Source organism: Actinomadura sp. 1N219, assembly GCF_044326405.1.
Classification (GTDB): Bacteria; Actinomycetota; Actinomycetes; order Streptosporangiales; family Streptosporangiaceae; genus Spirillospora.
This window is the reverse complement of the sequence record NZ_JBIRAY010000007.1, coordinates 404818-420028: the sequence shown is the minus strand read 5'-3', so window position 1 is coordinate 420028 and position 15211 is coordinate 404818. Positions and strand designations below refer to the sequence as shown.

Sequence of the window (15211 nt, the reverse complement as noted above, 5' to 3'; positions counted from 1 at the left end):
GCGGGAGCCGTCCCGCCGGGTGTGGTCAGCCGTTGCCGCCTGGGCGGCCTCCGCCGCCGCCTCCGCCGGGATCATCGGGGTCGCCCGGATCGCCGGGATCGGGGTCGCCGGGGTCGGGCGGGAGGATGGTCGGCAGGTCGGTGGGCGGAGTCGGGAAGTCCGGCTCGTCGGTGGGCGGCGGGGGCTCGGGCGGCCCGCCCGTGTCCGGCGGCTCCGTCCCGCCGGGGCTGAGGCCGTCCGGCGGGCCCGTCCAGCCGCCGCCCGGACGGCTCGACGGCGACCCGAACGACTCCGGCTCGTAGCTCTTGATGTTCACGGCGTCGCCCATGTACGTCCGCCAGATCTGCGCGGGGAGCTGCCCGCCGAACGCGCCGTACCCGGGGATGTTCAGCGGTTTGCCGTCGCTGCGGAACATCGCCACGGACGTCGCCATCTGCGGGATGAAGCCGTTGAACCAGATCGCGCGGCCCTCGTCGGTCGTGCCGGTCTTGCCGGCGACGTCGCGGCCGTCGGGCAGCTGCGCGCCCGTCCCGGTGCCGCCGCGGACGACCTGCTGCATCGCGTACGTGGCGTCCCGCGCGTTCTGCTGGCCGAGCGCCCGCTCGCCCTTCTCGGTGAACGTGCGCTCGTGGTCCTCGTTGTCGGTGACGGCCTTCACCACGAACGGCGTCCGGTGCACGCCCTCGGCCGCGAACGTCGCGTACACGCCCGCCTGCTGGACGGGACGCAGCGACACGATGCCCAGCGGGAGCGTCGCGGCGGCCCGCTGCTCCGCCTTCATCTGCGACGCGGGGATCCCCATCTTCTCGGCCATCTCGACGATCTTCTTGTTGCCGATGTCCCGGCCGAGGTTCACGTACGCGGTGTTGACGGACCGCTGGGTGGCGGTGACGAGGTTCACCGTCCCGTAGCTCTCGTTGCCGTTGTTCTCGACGGGGTCGCCGGCGAAGTACTGCGGGGAGCTTCCGTCGTAGGTGGAGTTGAGGGACTTCCCGTCCTCCAGGGCGGCGGCCAGCGCGATCGGCTTGAACCCGGACCCGGCCTGCGCCCACTCGCCGAAGGAGCTGCTCAGCGCCTCCTCCAGGTAGCCGCGGCCGCCGTAGAACGCCAGGACCTGCCCGGTCGCCGGGTCGACCGACACGGCGCCCGTCCGGATCTTCTTGTTCATCCCCTCGGGGGTGTTCTGGTTCACCGACCGCCGCAGCGCGTCCATCAGCCGCCTGTCGAACGTCGTGGTGATCTTCAGCCCGCTGCGGTTGATCTCGTCCTCGCTGTAGCCGCGGCGCTCGATGAGCTCCTTCTTGGCCACGTTGACCATGTAGCCGCGCTGGCCCTTGAGGACGTCGGTGATGTGCGCCTTCTGCGGCACCGGGAACTTCATCGACATCGCCTCGGCAGGGTTGACGGCCCCGTCCCGCACCATGTTGTCGAGGACGGACCGCCACCGCTGCTCGGCGTGGACGCGCTGCGCCCCGGACGGGTCGGCGAAGTTGCTGGGCTGCTGGATCGCGGCGGCGAGGTAGGCGCCCTCGGCCGGGGTCAGCTCCGAGACGTCCTTGCCGAAGTAGGCCTTGGCGGCGGCCTGCACCCCGTACGCGTCGCGGCCGAAGTAGATGGTGTTGAGGTACTGCTCCAGGATCCAGTCCTTGGACTTCTCCCGGCCGACCTTCAGCGACACCATCACCTCCTTGAGCTTGCGGGTGACGGAGACCTCCTTGCCGATGCCGCCGTAGTAGTTCCGGACCATCTGCTGCGTGATCGTCGACCCGCCCTGGAGCTGCCGTCCGCTCACCGTGGACCACAGCGCCCGCGTCGTGCCCGAGACGGACACGCCGGGGTCGTCGTAGAAGCCGCGGTTCTCCGCGGCGATCACCGCGTCGCGGGTGCTCTTCGGGATGCGGTCGAGCTTGACCGCGTCGCGGTTGACGCCGGTCTTCGCGATCTGCGTCTTGCCGTCGGAGTAGTAGAACGTCGGGCCCTGCGCGATCGCCTGCTCCTGCGGCGACGGGACCGGCGTGAACATGTAGGCGACGCCGAACGCGGCGACGCAGAACCCGATGAGCCCGAGCAGGACGAACAGGGCCCGCCGCAGGTAGCGCGACCGGCGGCTCCGGGGTTTGCGCGGCCCCTTGCCGTCGCCGCCGCCTCCCGGCCCCCGCCCGCGACCGGGCGGTCCTCCCTGCTTGGACGACGCGACGGCGGGCATGGTCTTGGTATCACCGTTCCCGGGCTCTCCGACACCCAACGCCCCAGTCGCGTCCCGCACACCGGCCCCCGCCGGCTCGTCCGCCGCGTCGACCTTGGTCACGTCGCCGGAGGTCGCGGGCGCGGTCTCGGCCGCGTCGGTCGTGGTCTTGTCGGTGTCGTGGCTGTCGTCGGTGTTATCGGCGCCTGGAGATTCGGCCCCGTCCGCGGACGGGACGGCGTCGCCGTCGCTCTTGTCGCCGTTCTGAGATATGTCGTTCTCGCGGGTGAATTCCGCGTCTTGGGCGGATTCTCCGGTGTGCACGGTCAGCGTGGCGGTCGTCGGACCGTCCTCGCCGGCCGGCGGCGCCACCTCGGCGGTATGCAGCTCCGCCTCGCCCGGCCCGGTGCGCTCCTCGCCCTCCGGACCCTTTCTGCCGTCGCTCACAAGCCCCCCGTGAATAATGCGTTACCGACGATACCTGAGGGGATCGATGGGATGGGCCGCCCAATGCACAGTCCCGTGTTCCCAATAGGAGGACGGGTATTGCGCCTCCCCGGTTGTCGTGGGCGGATGCCGCACCGTGAACTTTCTGGAAACGCCGAAGGGCGGGGACCCGGCCGGGTCCCCGCCCCTCTCACGCGCTCACGCGCCGCGGCCGTGCCGCGCCCGCGTCACTTCTGGATCTTGGCGATGATGTCCACGACGAACACCAGGGTGTCGTCGCCCTTGATGCTCGGCGGGCTGCCCTTCTTGCCGTAGCCCTCGGCCGGCGGCAGGATCAGCAGCAGGCGGCTGCCGATCTTCGCGCCGGTGAGGCCCTTGTCGAAGCCCGGGACGGTGCCGCCGGTGCCGATCGGGAACTTGGCGGGCGAGCCGCCCTGCGCCCAGCTGGAGTCGAACTCCTTGCCGGTGTCCCAGATCTTGCCCTGGTAGTTGACGACCGCCTCGTCGCCCTTGGCGAGCGCCGGGCCGGTGCCCTCGACGAGGGTCTTGACCTCGAGCTTCTTCGGCGCGTCCTCGCCCTTGGGGATCGTGACCTTGGGCGCCTTGCCGGCCCCCTGGTCCTCGACCTTCGGCAGCTTCTTGTCGGTGAGCTCCTTCTTCGTCCCCTGCGGGGCGGGGCTCTTGGGGACGACGGCCTGGACGTCCACGACGAAGACGACCCAGTCGCTGCCGCTGAGCCCGAGCTGCGCGCCGTCCTTGCCGAAGCCCTCGGACGGCGGGATCTGCAGGACGACCCGGCTGCCGGCCGTCTGGCCGACCATGCCCTGGTCGAAGCCCTTGATGCCGCTCTTGCCGACGACGAGCGGGCGCGTCGGCTGGCCCTGCGCCTCCTGCTTGTAGGACGACCCGAGCTGCTTGCTCGTGCTCTGCTTGGAGCTGTCCTCTTCGTCCTTGTCCTTGGACCACTGGTAGAAGGCGTACTGGACGTACAGCGCGTCGCCGTTGGCGATCTTGGGACCGGTGCCCCGGATCGGGACGGTCGCCTTGCGCTTGCCCTCCGGCGCGAGATCGGTGGGAATGTCGACCTTCGGCTCGGATGCGAACTTCCCGGTCACCTTGATCTCGGGCCCGGGCCGGTTCACCCACCACACGACGCCGCCGGAGATCGCCAGCGCGACCACCACCAGACCCGCGATCATCAGGGTCCGCCGCTTGCGCGCCTGCTTGGCGGTCAGCGCGGACGGCGCGGACGGCCGGTTGAGCCCGCTGCCGCGTCCGGCGCTGATGCCGTGCGGGGTGAATTCCGGGGAGCGGATGTTCTTGGCGTTCGGGATCTTCGCCTTCGCCTTGATCGCCGGCTTGCCCCCGGGCTTGTCATCCTCGGACATGATTCCTCACTCGCTCCGGGTTCGACGACATCACGGAAGTGACCACCCTTCCAGGGTCGGTCTAAGCACAGCGTGAAAACCGCGCAAAATAGGCCGACCCGCAATCTACCGGTCACGCGGGCCTCTGTAAGGCCCCCGATGACTGGGACGGGCCAACCCGCAATCTATCGGTCACGCGGCCTTGCGTGGCACCGTGCGACCGGGACGGGCCGACCCGCAATGTACCGGTCACGCGGCTTGGAAGGGCGCCGCGTGACAGGGACGGGGCCGACTCGCAACCTACCGGTCACCCGGCCCCCGAAGGGCCGTGCGCCTAGGGCGGGGGGACCGCCAGAATACCCCGCCGCCCCTAACGCTCACGCCCGTCCGCCACCGCGAGGTGGCAGGCTGGGAGGATGCGCCTCGCGACGTGGAACGTCAACTCCGTCAAGGCCCGCCTGCCCCGCCTCCTCGCCTGGCTGGACGAGACCGCGCCTGACGTCGTCTGCCTCCAGGAGACCAAATGCCGCGCGGACCAGTTCCCGGCCGCCGAGGTCGAGGAGCTCGGCTACGCCACGGCGGCGCACGGCGACGGCCGCTGGAACGGCGTGGCCGTCCTCTCCAAGGTCGGGATCGAGGACGTCTCCAACAGCTTCCCCGGCGAACCGGTGTACGAGGGCGGTACCGACGATCCGCAGACCAAGCTGACCGAGCCCGTCCTGCTGACGCCGGAGGCCCGCGCGATCGGCGCCACGTGCGGCGGCGTCCGGGTCTGGTCGCTGTACGCGCCGAACGGCCGGACGCCCGACTCCGCCCACTACGTCTACAAGCTCGCCTGGTTCGCGGCGCTCCGCGACGCGCTGGCCGCCGAACTGGCCGCCGGGACGCCGCTGGTCGCGTGCGGCGACTACAACGTGGCCCCCACGGACGAGGACGTCTGGGACCCGGCCGTGTTCATCGGCTCCACGCACGTCACCCCGCCCGAACGCCAGGCCCTAGCCGACCTCCTGGCCCTGGGCCTCCACGACGTGGTCCCGACCCCCATGAAGGGCCCTCATCCATTCACATATTGGGACTATCGGGCTGGAATGTTCCACAAGAACATGGGGATGCGGATCGACCTTTTCTATGCCGGCGAGGACGTCGCCGGGCGTGTCCGCTCGGCCTATGTCGATCGGGAGGCGCGGAAGGGCAAGGGGCCGTCCGACCACGCTCCCGTCGTCGTCGACCTCGACTAGCTCGGCAGCTCGTCAGCTCGTTCTGCGGGCGAGGAAGCGGCGTTTGCCCGCGTCCGGGACGTCGTCCTGCTGGAGGACGGTGAAGCCGCGGGGAAGGAGTGAGGCGGGCTCTTCGGCGGCAAGGCACCATTCGGCGGGCAGGCCGGGCCGGTCGCGTCGCGCGTCCTCGGTGAACGCCTCCCAGGCCAGCGCGCCGCCGTCCAGGACGGCACGGGCCGCGCGGTCGAACACGGCGCGGTCCCAGAAGCCCGTGCAAAGGACGAGCGCGTATCCGGGGCCCGGCGGCCGCCATGCGCCCAGGTCCGCCTGGACGAGTGTGATCAGCGAGCCGAGTCCGCGGCGCGACGCCTCGGCGCCGAGTCGTCCGAGCGCGACCTCGGAGACGTCCACGGCCGTGACCGCCCGGCCGGCCTCGGCGGCGCGCAGGGCACTGCCGGACGGCCCGGACGCCAGATCGAGCACGCCGCCGTCCGGCAGGTCGAGCGACAGCGCCCGCTCCGCCAGCGGATGGACGGCCGTCAGCGGCGGAGCGTCCCCGTATTTGGCGTTCCACCGGAGCCTGTCCGGATGCCCGGCCAGGTCCGGTGGCACATCGTCCATGCGGCCGACTCTACGCCCGGCCGTCCCGCCGTCTGTTTCTTAGCCCCGCCGTCTGTTCCTAGCGGAGTTCTGCGGTGAGGAGGATGAACATCGCCGTCGGGAAGCCCCTGCGCCACCACGGGTCGTCCCGCATCATCTCTTCCGTCGGGTGCGGCTCGCGCAGGTCGGCGATGACGAATCCGGCGTCTCGGAGCGTTCCAGCATAGAACTCCAGTGGCCTGAGCCACGATGTCACCATCGAGGGTGATTCGAGCCCGTCCACCAGGAAGCGCTGGTCGATCCCGCGGGACGCGAAGTACTGCGCCGCCGGGATGCTGGCCGTCGCGCCCCGCTCCGAGTGCTCCACGTAGAAGCAGGGGTGCAGGGTCAGCAGGATCAGCCGCCCGCCGCTCTTCAGGACCCGGGCGATCTCGCGGAGCGCGTCGGTCGGGTCCGGCAGGTGGCTGAACAGGTGGTTGCAGACGACCAGGTCGAACGTCCCGTCCTCGAAGGGCAGGTCGTCGACGCTGGCGTAGGTGAACCTGGCCGCCCCCTCCGGCGACGGGTGCGAGGCCGCCGCGTCGACCAGGCTCTGGCAGGCGTCGATGCCGTCGACGTCCGCGCCGCCGGCGGCCAATGTGCGGGAGAGGTACCCCTCGCCGCAGCCCGCGTCCAGGACGCGCAACCCCCCGGCGGGGCCGATGGCGTCGAGGACGGCGGCGTCGGTCAACTCCGTCCGGTACCGGTCGCGGCGCTCCCTGATGACCTTGACCCAGTACTCCGCGTTGGCCTCCCATCGTTCCTGCGTAAGATTGGCGATGGCCTGCGCCGTGTCCTCCACCGGCTCCCCATTCTCCAGAAGCTGGTTCAGACGGTGCCCTTGAGCTGCCGAACCAGCGCGTTGCACGTCTGTCTGATCCTTCGGTCCCGGCAATCGACCCCGCGCAGTTCCAATGCCTGGATCAGCTCGACGATCTTGCCCCCGAACGCCGGGTCGCGTTTCAGCGCGAGCGGGATGTACGTCGACACCAGGTAGTAGAAGTAGGCGTCGTTGTACACCGCGATCTCGCGTAACACCTCGGTGGCCGTATTGCGCAGCGACAGGGAGCTCGGCAGGGTGAAATCACTGCTCAGACGGCTGTCCCGGGCGTAGGTCGGGAATGCCCATTCCTCCAGCGCCGTATACAGCGGCGTCGTCTCCAGCTCCCTGCGGTACCGCTCCGCGAGTTCGACGTCGTCGGAGTTGATCAGGATGCCCATGACGACGCCGCGCGTCATGAACGCGCTCTGCCGGGCCGGGACGTTGGAGCCGAGATCGGCCTCGATCGCGTCGGTCACCTTGCTGACCTGGTGCGCGATGACGTTGACCGCCAGGATGGAATGGAACGAGTACGTCTTGCGGTGCAGGCGGGGGGCCAGATCGACCGAGGAGTCCCGGAGGATCTGCGGGTCGTGCAGGATTCCCCGGCCCGGCTCGTCGGAATAGATGAGCTCGAGCGCGCGGTCCGGCTCGTTTCCCCAGAAGCGGGCGATGAAGGACGACGTCTTCTGCGTCGGCTCGCCGCGGACGACGCACAGCGCCGCCTCCAGCGCGTTCAGCAGATGCTGCTGCGGGACGGGCGAGTTCTCCAGCGCGGACAGGTTCACGGAGAGCCCGACGTCGTGCAGGTCGCCGATGAGGATGTCGCGTCTTTTGTGGACGGCGTGCGACATCGAGTATTCGGCGATTCCCGGGATGGACGACATCAGGCTCTGCAGGGAACGTCCGCTCACCCGGTCGAGCCATTCGACGTTGTCCCACAGGCGGAACACAGTGCTCTCGTCGAGCCCGGAGAAGGCCGCGACGTCGGACATGTTGAGACCCATGTCCTTGGTGATCTCGGAGAGTGACTTCGGCTCGCCGTCCGCGGTCATCGCTCGCCCTAGATGTGGCACTTGTTGGTGCTTCGATCGTACCGAAGCGCCGGACATGGCGCGCGAGGTGGCGGCGGTTGTGTTCGTTCTGTCATCGACGACGGAGAGCATGGCGGGCGGTCACTCCGTCCGCGCGGTGTCGCCGAGGTCAGCGGTGTCGTCTGGGTCAGCGGTGTCGTCTGGGTCGGCGGTGGCGGTGCGGCCGAGGTTGGCGGGCGCGGGGAGCCCGCAACCAAGGTCCGGGAACCGCCGCAGCCCGGTGTGCTGGGCGCGCGGCGCGGCGGCGTGGTCCAGGAAGCCCCTGTTCGCCTGGACGAGCCGGCCCGCGATCGAGCACCTGCGCGGCGCCCCTTCGGCGGGTTCCCGGCCGGCGGCGTAGGTGCCCTCGCCGCCGAGGTCGGTGCCGTACGGATGAGCGCCGTACGGACGGTTGCCGTACCGGCGGTCGCCGTACGGATGAGTGTCGTCCGGACGGGTGCCGTCCGGACGGGCGACGCCGGGGGCCGGCGCGTTGAGCAGCGGCCCGCGGGCGTCCGCCTCGTCCTCCCGCGGGCCGGGCGCTGACCGTTCGGTCAGGCTCGGCGCCGGCCCCAGCGTCACGGCAGTCGCCACCCTTCCCGGACGCCCACGCCGAACCAGAACGTCGCCCCGTTCTTGCTCCGGTGGGTGCCGAAATCGGTGGCGAGCGCCTTCATGAGAAGGAGTCCCCGCCCGTGCACCGGCAGGGGCTCCTTGGGCGCACGCGGCTGGCCGGGCGCGGCTCCGCCGTCGGTCACCTCGACGCGGACGTACCGGTCGAGGTGCATGACGGACAGCGTGATCGTCCCGTCCGGGCGCGGCCTCGCGTGCAGCACCGAATTGGTCATGGCCTCGCTGGTGAGCAGTTCCAGGTCGCCGAGTTCGGTCCGGTCGGCGCCGAAATGCTGCCCGACGAGTTCCCTGACGTAGGACCTCGCGAGCCGCACGGCGGCCGGGGTGGCGGCGAGGTCGATCTCGCCGATGAGCCGTCCGCAGGACTTGCCGTTGTTCCACGCGGACGGGATTCCGAGCTCAAGCGAAGGTGCGGGCGCCGGGACGAGCACAGGCGTCCCTGACCACGCGTCAGATGCGTTCATGGCGGCGTTGGCTTCACGTCTCCGTGTCGGGCTGTATGCGAACATGTGTTCTTCGGCCTGTGGAAGAAGTGGACGTGGGAGTGAAACAACACACACTCTGACGTACCGCACGTGGGCCAGTCACCGGCTCTTGCGCGCATGCAAGGGCCTTGCCGCACGCTGCGAATACTCACCATCGGTCCCGGTTCCGGCACGCGGCGGCGGACGGACGTCGGCAGGCCGGGCGACCCGCCGCCGCTGATCACGATTTCATTAAGGAATGAGCCGGGGCAGAAGAGTGTCGCGCAGGCGCGCCAGCGTCCTGTTCTCGGCCGCGGCGGCTTCCACTCGCCTGGCCAGGGGTTTGACGAACTCGTTGAATCCGCGCGCGTGCGCGTCCGGCCAGGGAATCTCATGGGCGGCGAGGTCAGGCCATTTCGCGCGCGGCATTCTCGTGCCGTCGCCGACCGCGGACGCGTGCGCCACCACCTCGTCGCTCGACAGCGCCGCGAGGAGCCAGCCCCGGTAGACGTCCTGCTTCGGGCGGACGATGAGAATATCGGTCGAGGCGATGCCGCCGACGAACGCGAGACCGGCCTTGTGGAAATAGGGGCGGAGCTTTCCGAAGAGCACATCGCCGGGCGCGAATCGTCGCTTCGCGCTGATCACGTTGGACGAATCCGTCCACGACGTGAGCCACATGTGGCGTTTCGGCATGTGTTCGAGGGCGATGTAGTTCGCGTCCCGGGGTATCCGGTCGGGCGGGATGTTCGCCCGGACCAGCGACCCCAGGCGCTCTATCCGGATCGTCGCCGTCGCCGCGGCTGCCAGTTCCTCGTAGCGGGCGCGGACGAGCTCGTCCGCCGTCGCCGCGATGCGGCCGTTCGCGGCGATCTTGTCGTCGAGGGCGGTGAGGACGGACGCCGCCGCGTCCTGCTCCGCGCGGGTCATCCGGGCGACGGCGAGCCGGCTCAGAATGGCCTGTGTCAGCAGCGGCTGGCCCGAGCCGATCCGGTACCGGTTCAGGTCGAGCCTTTTGAGCAGGTAGTAGACGTAGCGCGGGTTCACGCCGTCCTTCGCCGTGGCGATGATGGCGTTGTCGGTGACCCAGCAGCGGTCCCGGCTGTAATGGACGGCGCCGCAGTACGACCCGACCCGTCCGACAATGGTGGCGTGGGCTTCGGCGTTGTAGCGCTCGGACGCGCCGATGACCCCATTGGCGCCGTAGGTCTCGTAGGACGTGCCCTGACCAGTGGCGTGTGACTTTCCGTTCGAGAACGTGACGAGCTCGCCCAGTCTCACGTGCCCGTCACTCATCCAGGAGTCCGTCCGCGCTTCCCGGGCGTCCGTCCAGGTGTTCGTCCAGGCGTTCGTCCTGGCGGGCCAGTTCGGCGCGGACGACTTGGTCGAGCCGCGCCGACTCCTCGAACTGCGCGAACAACTCCTTGGTGAGGCGCTCGACCTTGTCGGAAAGGGGTTCGTCGCCCGCAGCGCCGGCGGTCGCCTTGGCCGTCCCTACATAGCGTCCCGGGGTGAGGACGTGGTCGTGGGAGCGGATCTCGTCCAGCCCGGCGGCGTGGCAGAACCCCGGTACGTCGGAGTGCGAGCCGTCCCGCCAGGAACGGTACGTACCGGCGATCCTGGCGATGTCGGCGCTGGTGAAGACGCGTTCGGTGCGGTCGATCATCGTGCCCATGCCGCGTGCGTCGATGAACAGGACCTGATTCCGTGCGGTCTTTCCCTTATCGAGGAACCAGAGGCACGCGGGAATGGGCGTGCTCCGGAAAAGCTGGCCCGGCAACGCGACGACGCACGACACCAGATCGGCCTCCACCATCGCGGCGCGAATGCCGCGTTCGGCCGACTGCCTGGACGACATCGACCCGTTCGCCATCACCACGCCCGCGGTGCCCGCAGGGCCGAGTTTGGCGACGATGTGCTGTATCCAGGCGAAATTCGCGTTCGTCGCGGGCGGAACTCCGAAGCGCCAACGCGAGTCACCGGGATCCCGGTACCAGTCCGACATGTTGAATGGCGGATTCGCGAGCACATAATCAGCCTGGAGTTCCGGATGGGCGTCCTCGTAAAAGGTGTCGGCCCACCGTGCGGAAAGGTCTCCGGAGATCCCGTGAACGGCCAGGTTCATCTTTGCCAGCCGCCACGTTCGCTCATTGGCCTCCTGCCCGTGGACGGCTATGTCATCCAGCCGCCCTCGATGGCTGAGGACGAACTTCTCCGCCTGCACGAACATGCCGCCCGAACCGCAGCAAGGGTCGTACACGCGCCCTTTGAACGGCTCCAGAATCTCGACCAGAACCTTCACCACACTGGACGGCGTGTAAAACTCCCCGCCGCGCTTCCCTTCGGCCCGCGCGAACTTCTCCAGAAAGTATTCGTAGACCTCACCGAGCACATCACGCGCGGATTTTCCACTCTGGCCGCCCCGCCCGGCTTGGCCACCCCGCCCACCCTGCCCGCGATCCCCGCCGTGCCCGGCGAACCGCACATCGCCGATCAGTCCGACCAGTTCGCCGAGGCGGCGCTGGTCGACCTCGTCCCGTCCGAAAGGCTTCGGAAGGACTCCGGCGAGCGGGGGATTGGCGCGCATGACCGCGTCCATGGCCGCATCGATCGTCGCGCCGATCGTCCCCGAATGGGCCTGCGCGGCGATGTCCGCCCACCGCGCCCCGCGCGGCACCCGGAAGGCGCCGTCGCCCGACGAGTCGGACACATACTTGAGGAACACGAGCCCCAGCACGAAGTCCCGGTAATGCGCCGCGTCCACGGATCCCCGCAGCTTGTCGGCGGCCTTCCAGAGAACCTCCTTGAGGTCCGGGTCAGTGCTCATGGGCCGATTCTCCCGCGCCGGGCGCATCCGCCACGCCACGTCGCGCGTGTTGGACGCGCGCCGCGATCCGGTGCGAGGCTGCGGGCGTGGTGGTCCTGGGCGTTCTGGCACTGGCCGCGCTGGTGGGATGGCTGTACCTGGCCCTCGGCCACGGCGGTTTCTGGAAGACCGGCCCGCTGCTCCCGCCCGGCACGGACCCGCCCGAATGGCCGGACGTGGTGGCCGTCGTCCCGGCCCGCGACGAGGCGGCCGTGCTTCCGGAAACTCTGCCAACCCTGCTGACACAGCGATATCCGGGCGATTTCACCGTTGTCCTGGTCGATGACGGAAGCAGCGACGGGACCGCCGACACCGCGGAACACCTCGCGCGCGATCAGGCGAATTTCCGCGTCGTGCGCGCGAAGGACCGTCCCGATGGCTGGGCGGGCAAGGTCTGGGCGATGTCGGAAGGCGTCCGGGCGGCGGGCGAACCCGAATTCCTTCTGTTCACCGACGCCGACATCGCCTACGCCCCCGGGACCGTGACGAAACTCGTCCGCGCCGCGACGTCCGAAGAGCGCACTCTCGTTTCGCAGATGGCGACGCTCAGCACCCGCACGGGCTGGGAACGCGCTCTCGTCCCCGCCTTCGTGTATTTCTTCGCACAGCTCTACCCGTTCCGCCGCGTCACCCGCGACGGGACGCGCACGGCCGCCGCAGCAGGCGGTTGCATGCTCGTCCGCCGCGCCGCCCTCGCGTACGCGGGCGGGCTCGCGGCCATCAAGAACGCACTGATCGACGACGTGGCCCTCGGACGCCTCATCAAGCGCGACGGCGGACGATGCCGCCTCGACCTGAGCCGCGACGTCGTCAGCCGCCGTCCCTATCCCCGCCTGTCCGACCTGTGGACGATGGTCGCCCGCAGCGCCTACCACCAGCTCCGCTACTCACCGGCCCTGCTGGCGGGCACCGTCCTGACCCTGCTCCTGATGTACGCGGTCCCGCCCGCCGCGACCCTGGCGGGCCTGATCGGCCTGGCCCTCGGCGCGAAAACCGCCGCGCTCACCACCACGACCGGCCTCCTCGCCTGGACGATCATGGCGGCCACCTACACCCCCATGCTGCGCTTCTACTGCCTGTCACCCTTGCGCGCCCCGGCCCTGCCCCTCGTGGCCCTCATGTACGCGGCCATGACCGTCGACTCGGCCCGCAGGCACCGCACCGGCAAGGGCGGCGCCTGGAAGGGCCGGACGGCTCCATAAAGGGCCGGACGGCTCCATAAAAGGGGGTGTCGCGCGGCAATCATTGTTGCTATGTGTAGTACTCCGTACCTTTTTGACAGGGGTGGGCGATGGCGGCCGGCGGATCGGCGGGGGAACGGGCGCGCCGCATCCGCGAGGAGGCGCTGAGGCTGCAGCGCCTCTCCCGGGAGGCGCACCGGCAGGCGGCCCGCTGGGAGGCCGCGGGGGAGGCCGAGCGGCAGGTCGCCGCCACGCTGATGTCCCTCACCGCCACCGGCTGGCAGCTCCTCGTCGACCGGGAGTGGCCCGGGACGTCCGCCGCGAACGTCGACATGATCCTGATCGGGCCGCCCGGCGTGTTCGTCATCGACGTCAAGCGGTGGCGCGACCCGCCCGCCGTCGTCGGCGGCCGCCTCCACTGCGGCGCGGAACCCCGCGACGGCGAGGTCGGCAAGCTCCTGAACCTGACCCGGACGGTCGAGGAGCACGCGGCCGACCTGGGCATGTCGCCGGTCGCGCTGAAGCCCCTGATGATCTTCGCCGGGCACCGGCTCGACGCGCGGGTGGGCGGCGTCCGCCTGCTGGGCCGCATGGACGCCATCCCCGCGCTGCTCGGGGAGCGGGACCAGCTCCAGCCGGCGATGATCCGCGCGATGTCCGGGCACCTGGCGGAGCACTTCCGCGAACACGCCTTGACGTCCCTCGACGAGCCCGCCACCCCGGCCGCGCCGCCCACCACGCCCACCACGCCCGCCGCGTCCGCGCCGCCCGGCTCGCCAGCGCCGCCCGGCCGACCCGGGGCGGACGACGCGCTGTTCGACGTCGAGGACGTGGAGCGCGCCGCGACGAAGTCGGTGCTCCAGGCGCCCATCGAGCGGTGGATGACGTTCCTGCACCCGGACCAGGTGTCGATCGTCCGGCGCGACTGGAGCGGACCCGCGCGCATCAGCGGCCCCGCCGGCACCGGCAAGACCGTCGTGGGCCTGCACCGGGCGGCTCACCTGGCCGGACGCACGACCGGCCGCATCCTGTACGTCACGTTCGCCAACAACCTGCCGCGGGTGCAGTGCCGCCTGTTCGCGACGATGGCGGGCGCGTTCGCCGGACGCGTCGAGTTCACCAGCCTCCACACGTGGGCCCGGACGTTCCTGGACGGCCGCGGCGTCCGCCTCGACCTCGACGGCAGCCGCGCCGACGACGCCTTCTCCCGCGCCTGGGTGAGCGCGGGCCGCGACAGCGTCCTCCTGGAGATCGACGCCACGCCCGGCTACTGGCGGGAGGAGATCGACTACGTGATCAAGGGACGCGGCCTGACGTCCCTGGAGGAGTACCGCACGGTCGCGCGGCCGGGCCGCCGCACCGCCCTGCGGACGGCGCACCGCGAGGCGGTCTGGCTGCTGTACGAGGAGTACGAGCTGCTGCTCGCCGAACGCGGCGTCTGCGACTTCAACGACGTCCTGCTGGCGGCGCTCGCCGAACTGACCGAGCGTCCCGTGGGACCTCCCTACACGGCGGTGATCGTGGACGAGGTCCAGGACCTCACGCTCACCGGCGTCCGGCTGCTGCACGCCCTCGTGGGGGACGGCCCCAACGGGCTGCTGCTCATCGGCGACGGCCAGCAGGCGGTGTATCCGGGCGGGTTCAGGCTCGCCGACGCCGGGATCCGGATCAAGGGCCGCGGGGCGGTGCTGCGGACCAACTACCGCAACGCCGCGACGATCCTGGAGACCGCGCTGGAGCTGGTCTCCGGCGACCCGTTCGACGACCTGGAGGGGCCGAGCCCGAACGGCCGCCGGACGGTGGACGCGACCTACCACGACGGCCTGGTCCTCCGCGTGGACGCCGCCGACGCCGCCGACCACGACCGCCGCCTCATCGCAGCGATCAACGACCTGACCGCCCCGGACGGGACGCCGTCGCTGGCCGGCGCGGCGGTCCTGTGCCGGTCGCGCCGCGACATCGACCACTACCACCGCCGCCTGAGCCGCGCCGGGATCCCCGTCCTGCGGCTGGAGCGCTACGACGGGCGTCCCGTCGAGGCCGTCAAGCTCGGCACCTACCGTCGCGCCAAGGGCCTTGAGTTCAAGCAGGTCTTCCTGCCGCACCACGACGCCGACGTCACCGCCGCGATCCCGAGCGCCCCGGAGGACCCCGCCGGCCAGGAGCGTTCCCAGCTGGCGCGGCGTCAGCTCTTCGTCGCGATGACCCGGGCCCGTGATCTGCTCTGGCTCGGCTCGGTCGCGACCCCTCGCTGACCGCCCCGCCGCCTGTTTGTCAGAAGCAGATAAAACAGCTGCCGGCGTTGCGTCCCGACCTTCA

General features: G+C 70.4%; 12 protein-coding genes. 3 read left to right on the top strand and 9 right to left on the bottom strand.

Going from position 1 to position 15211, the window contains the following annotated elements:
- Positions 1–25: 25 nt before the first annotated feature.
- Both ACH35V_RS23595 and ACH35V_RS23590 read right to left on the bottom strand, forming a co-directional pair.
- The gene (locus ACH35V_RS23595) at positions 26–2632 is read right to left on the bottom strand and encodes a transglycosylase domain-containing protein (protein ID WP_395975133.1); all 2607 of its coding nucleotides are present in this window, start codon (positions 2630–2632) and stop codon (positions 26–28) included.
- A gap of 227 nt (positions 2633–2859) precedes the next feature.
- Positions 2860–4020, bottom strand: a complete 1161-nt coding sequence (locus tag ACH35V_RS23590; protein ID WP_395975132.1) for an FKBP-type peptidyl-prolyl cis-trans isomerase — start codon at positions 4018–4020, stop codon at positions 2860–2862.
- A 395-nt stretch (positions 4021–4415) separates the two neighbouring features.
- On the opposite strand from ACH35V_RS23590, the gene ACH35V_RS23585 reads away from it, so the two are divergent.
- Positions 4416–5237, top strand: coding sequence for an exodeoxyribonuclease III (locus ACH35V_RS23585; protein WP_395975131.1), 822 nt, complete (start codon positions 4416–4418; stop codon positions 5235–5237).
- A 12-nt stretch (positions 5238–5249) separates the two neighbouring features.
- On the opposite strand, the gene ACH35V_RS23580 is transcribed toward ACH35V_RS23585, so the two are convergent.
- The 7 genes from ACH35V_RS23580 to ACH35V_RS23550 form a co-directional block, all read right to left on the bottom strand.
- Positions 5250–5837, bottom strand: a complete 588-nt coding sequence (locus ACH35V_RS23580) for an SAM-dependent methyltransferase (protein WP_395975130.1) — start codon at positions 5835–5837, stop codon at positions 5250–5252.
- A gap of 58 nt (positions 5838–5895) precedes the next feature.
- The gene (locus tag ACH35V_RS23575; protein ID WP_395975129.1) at positions 5896–6657 is read right to left on the bottom strand and encodes a class I SAM-dependent methyltransferase; all 762 of its coding nucleotides are present in this window, start codon (positions 6655–6657) and stop codon (positions 5896–5898) included.
- Positions 6658–6683: 26 nt separating this feature from the next.
- On the bottom strand, positions 6684–7730 hold the full coding sequence (locus ACH35V_RS23570; protein WP_395975128.1) for a hypothetical protein: 1047 nt from the start codon (positions 7728–7730) through the stop codon (positions 6684–6686).
- Between the two features lie 120 nt (positions 7731–7850).
- The gene (locus ACH35V_RS23565; RefSeq protein ID WP_395975127.1) at positions 7851–8330 is read right to left on the bottom strand and encodes an SAM-dependent methyltransferase; all 480 of its coding nucleotides are present in this window, start codon (positions 8328–8330) and stop codon (positions 7851–7853) included.
- Complete coding sequence (locus ACH35V_RS23560; protein WP_395975126.1) at positions 8327–8845, bottom strand: ATP-binding protein; 519 nt, start codon at positions 8843–8845, stop codon at positions 8327–8329. The genes ACH35V_RS23565 and ACH35V_RS23560 overlap by 4 nt, the downstream gene beginning before the upstream one ends.
- 252 nt (positions 8846–9097) lie before the next feature.
- Complete coding sequence (locus ACH35V_RS23555) at positions 9098–10141, bottom strand: restriction endonuclease subunit S (RefSeq protein ID WP_395975125.1); 1044 nt, start codon at positions 10139–10141, stop codon at positions 9098–9100.
- Positions 10134–11672, bottom strand: coding sequence for an N-6 DNA methylase (locus ACH35V_RS23550; RefSeq protein ID WP_395975124.1), 1539 nt, complete (start codon positions 11670–11672; stop codon positions 10134–10136). Before ACH35V_RS23550 ends, ACH35V_RS23555 begins: the two co-directional genes overlap by 8 nt.
- Before the next feature lie 86 nt (positions 11673–11758).
- On the opposite strand from ACH35V_RS23550, the gene ACH35V_RS23545 reads away from it, so the two are divergent.
- Positions 11759–12913, top strand: coding sequence for a glycosyltransferase (locus ACH35V_RS23545; protein WP_395975123.1), 1155 nt, complete (start codon positions 11759–11761; stop codon positions 12911–12913).
- A gap of 89 nt (positions 12914–13002) precedes the next feature.
- Entirely contained in the window at positions 13003–15147 is a 2145-nt protein-coding gene (locus tag ACH35V_RS23540) for a UvrD-helicase domain-containing protein (RefSeq protein ID WP_395975122.1), read from the top strand.
- Positions 15148–15211 lie beyond the last annotated feature (64 nt).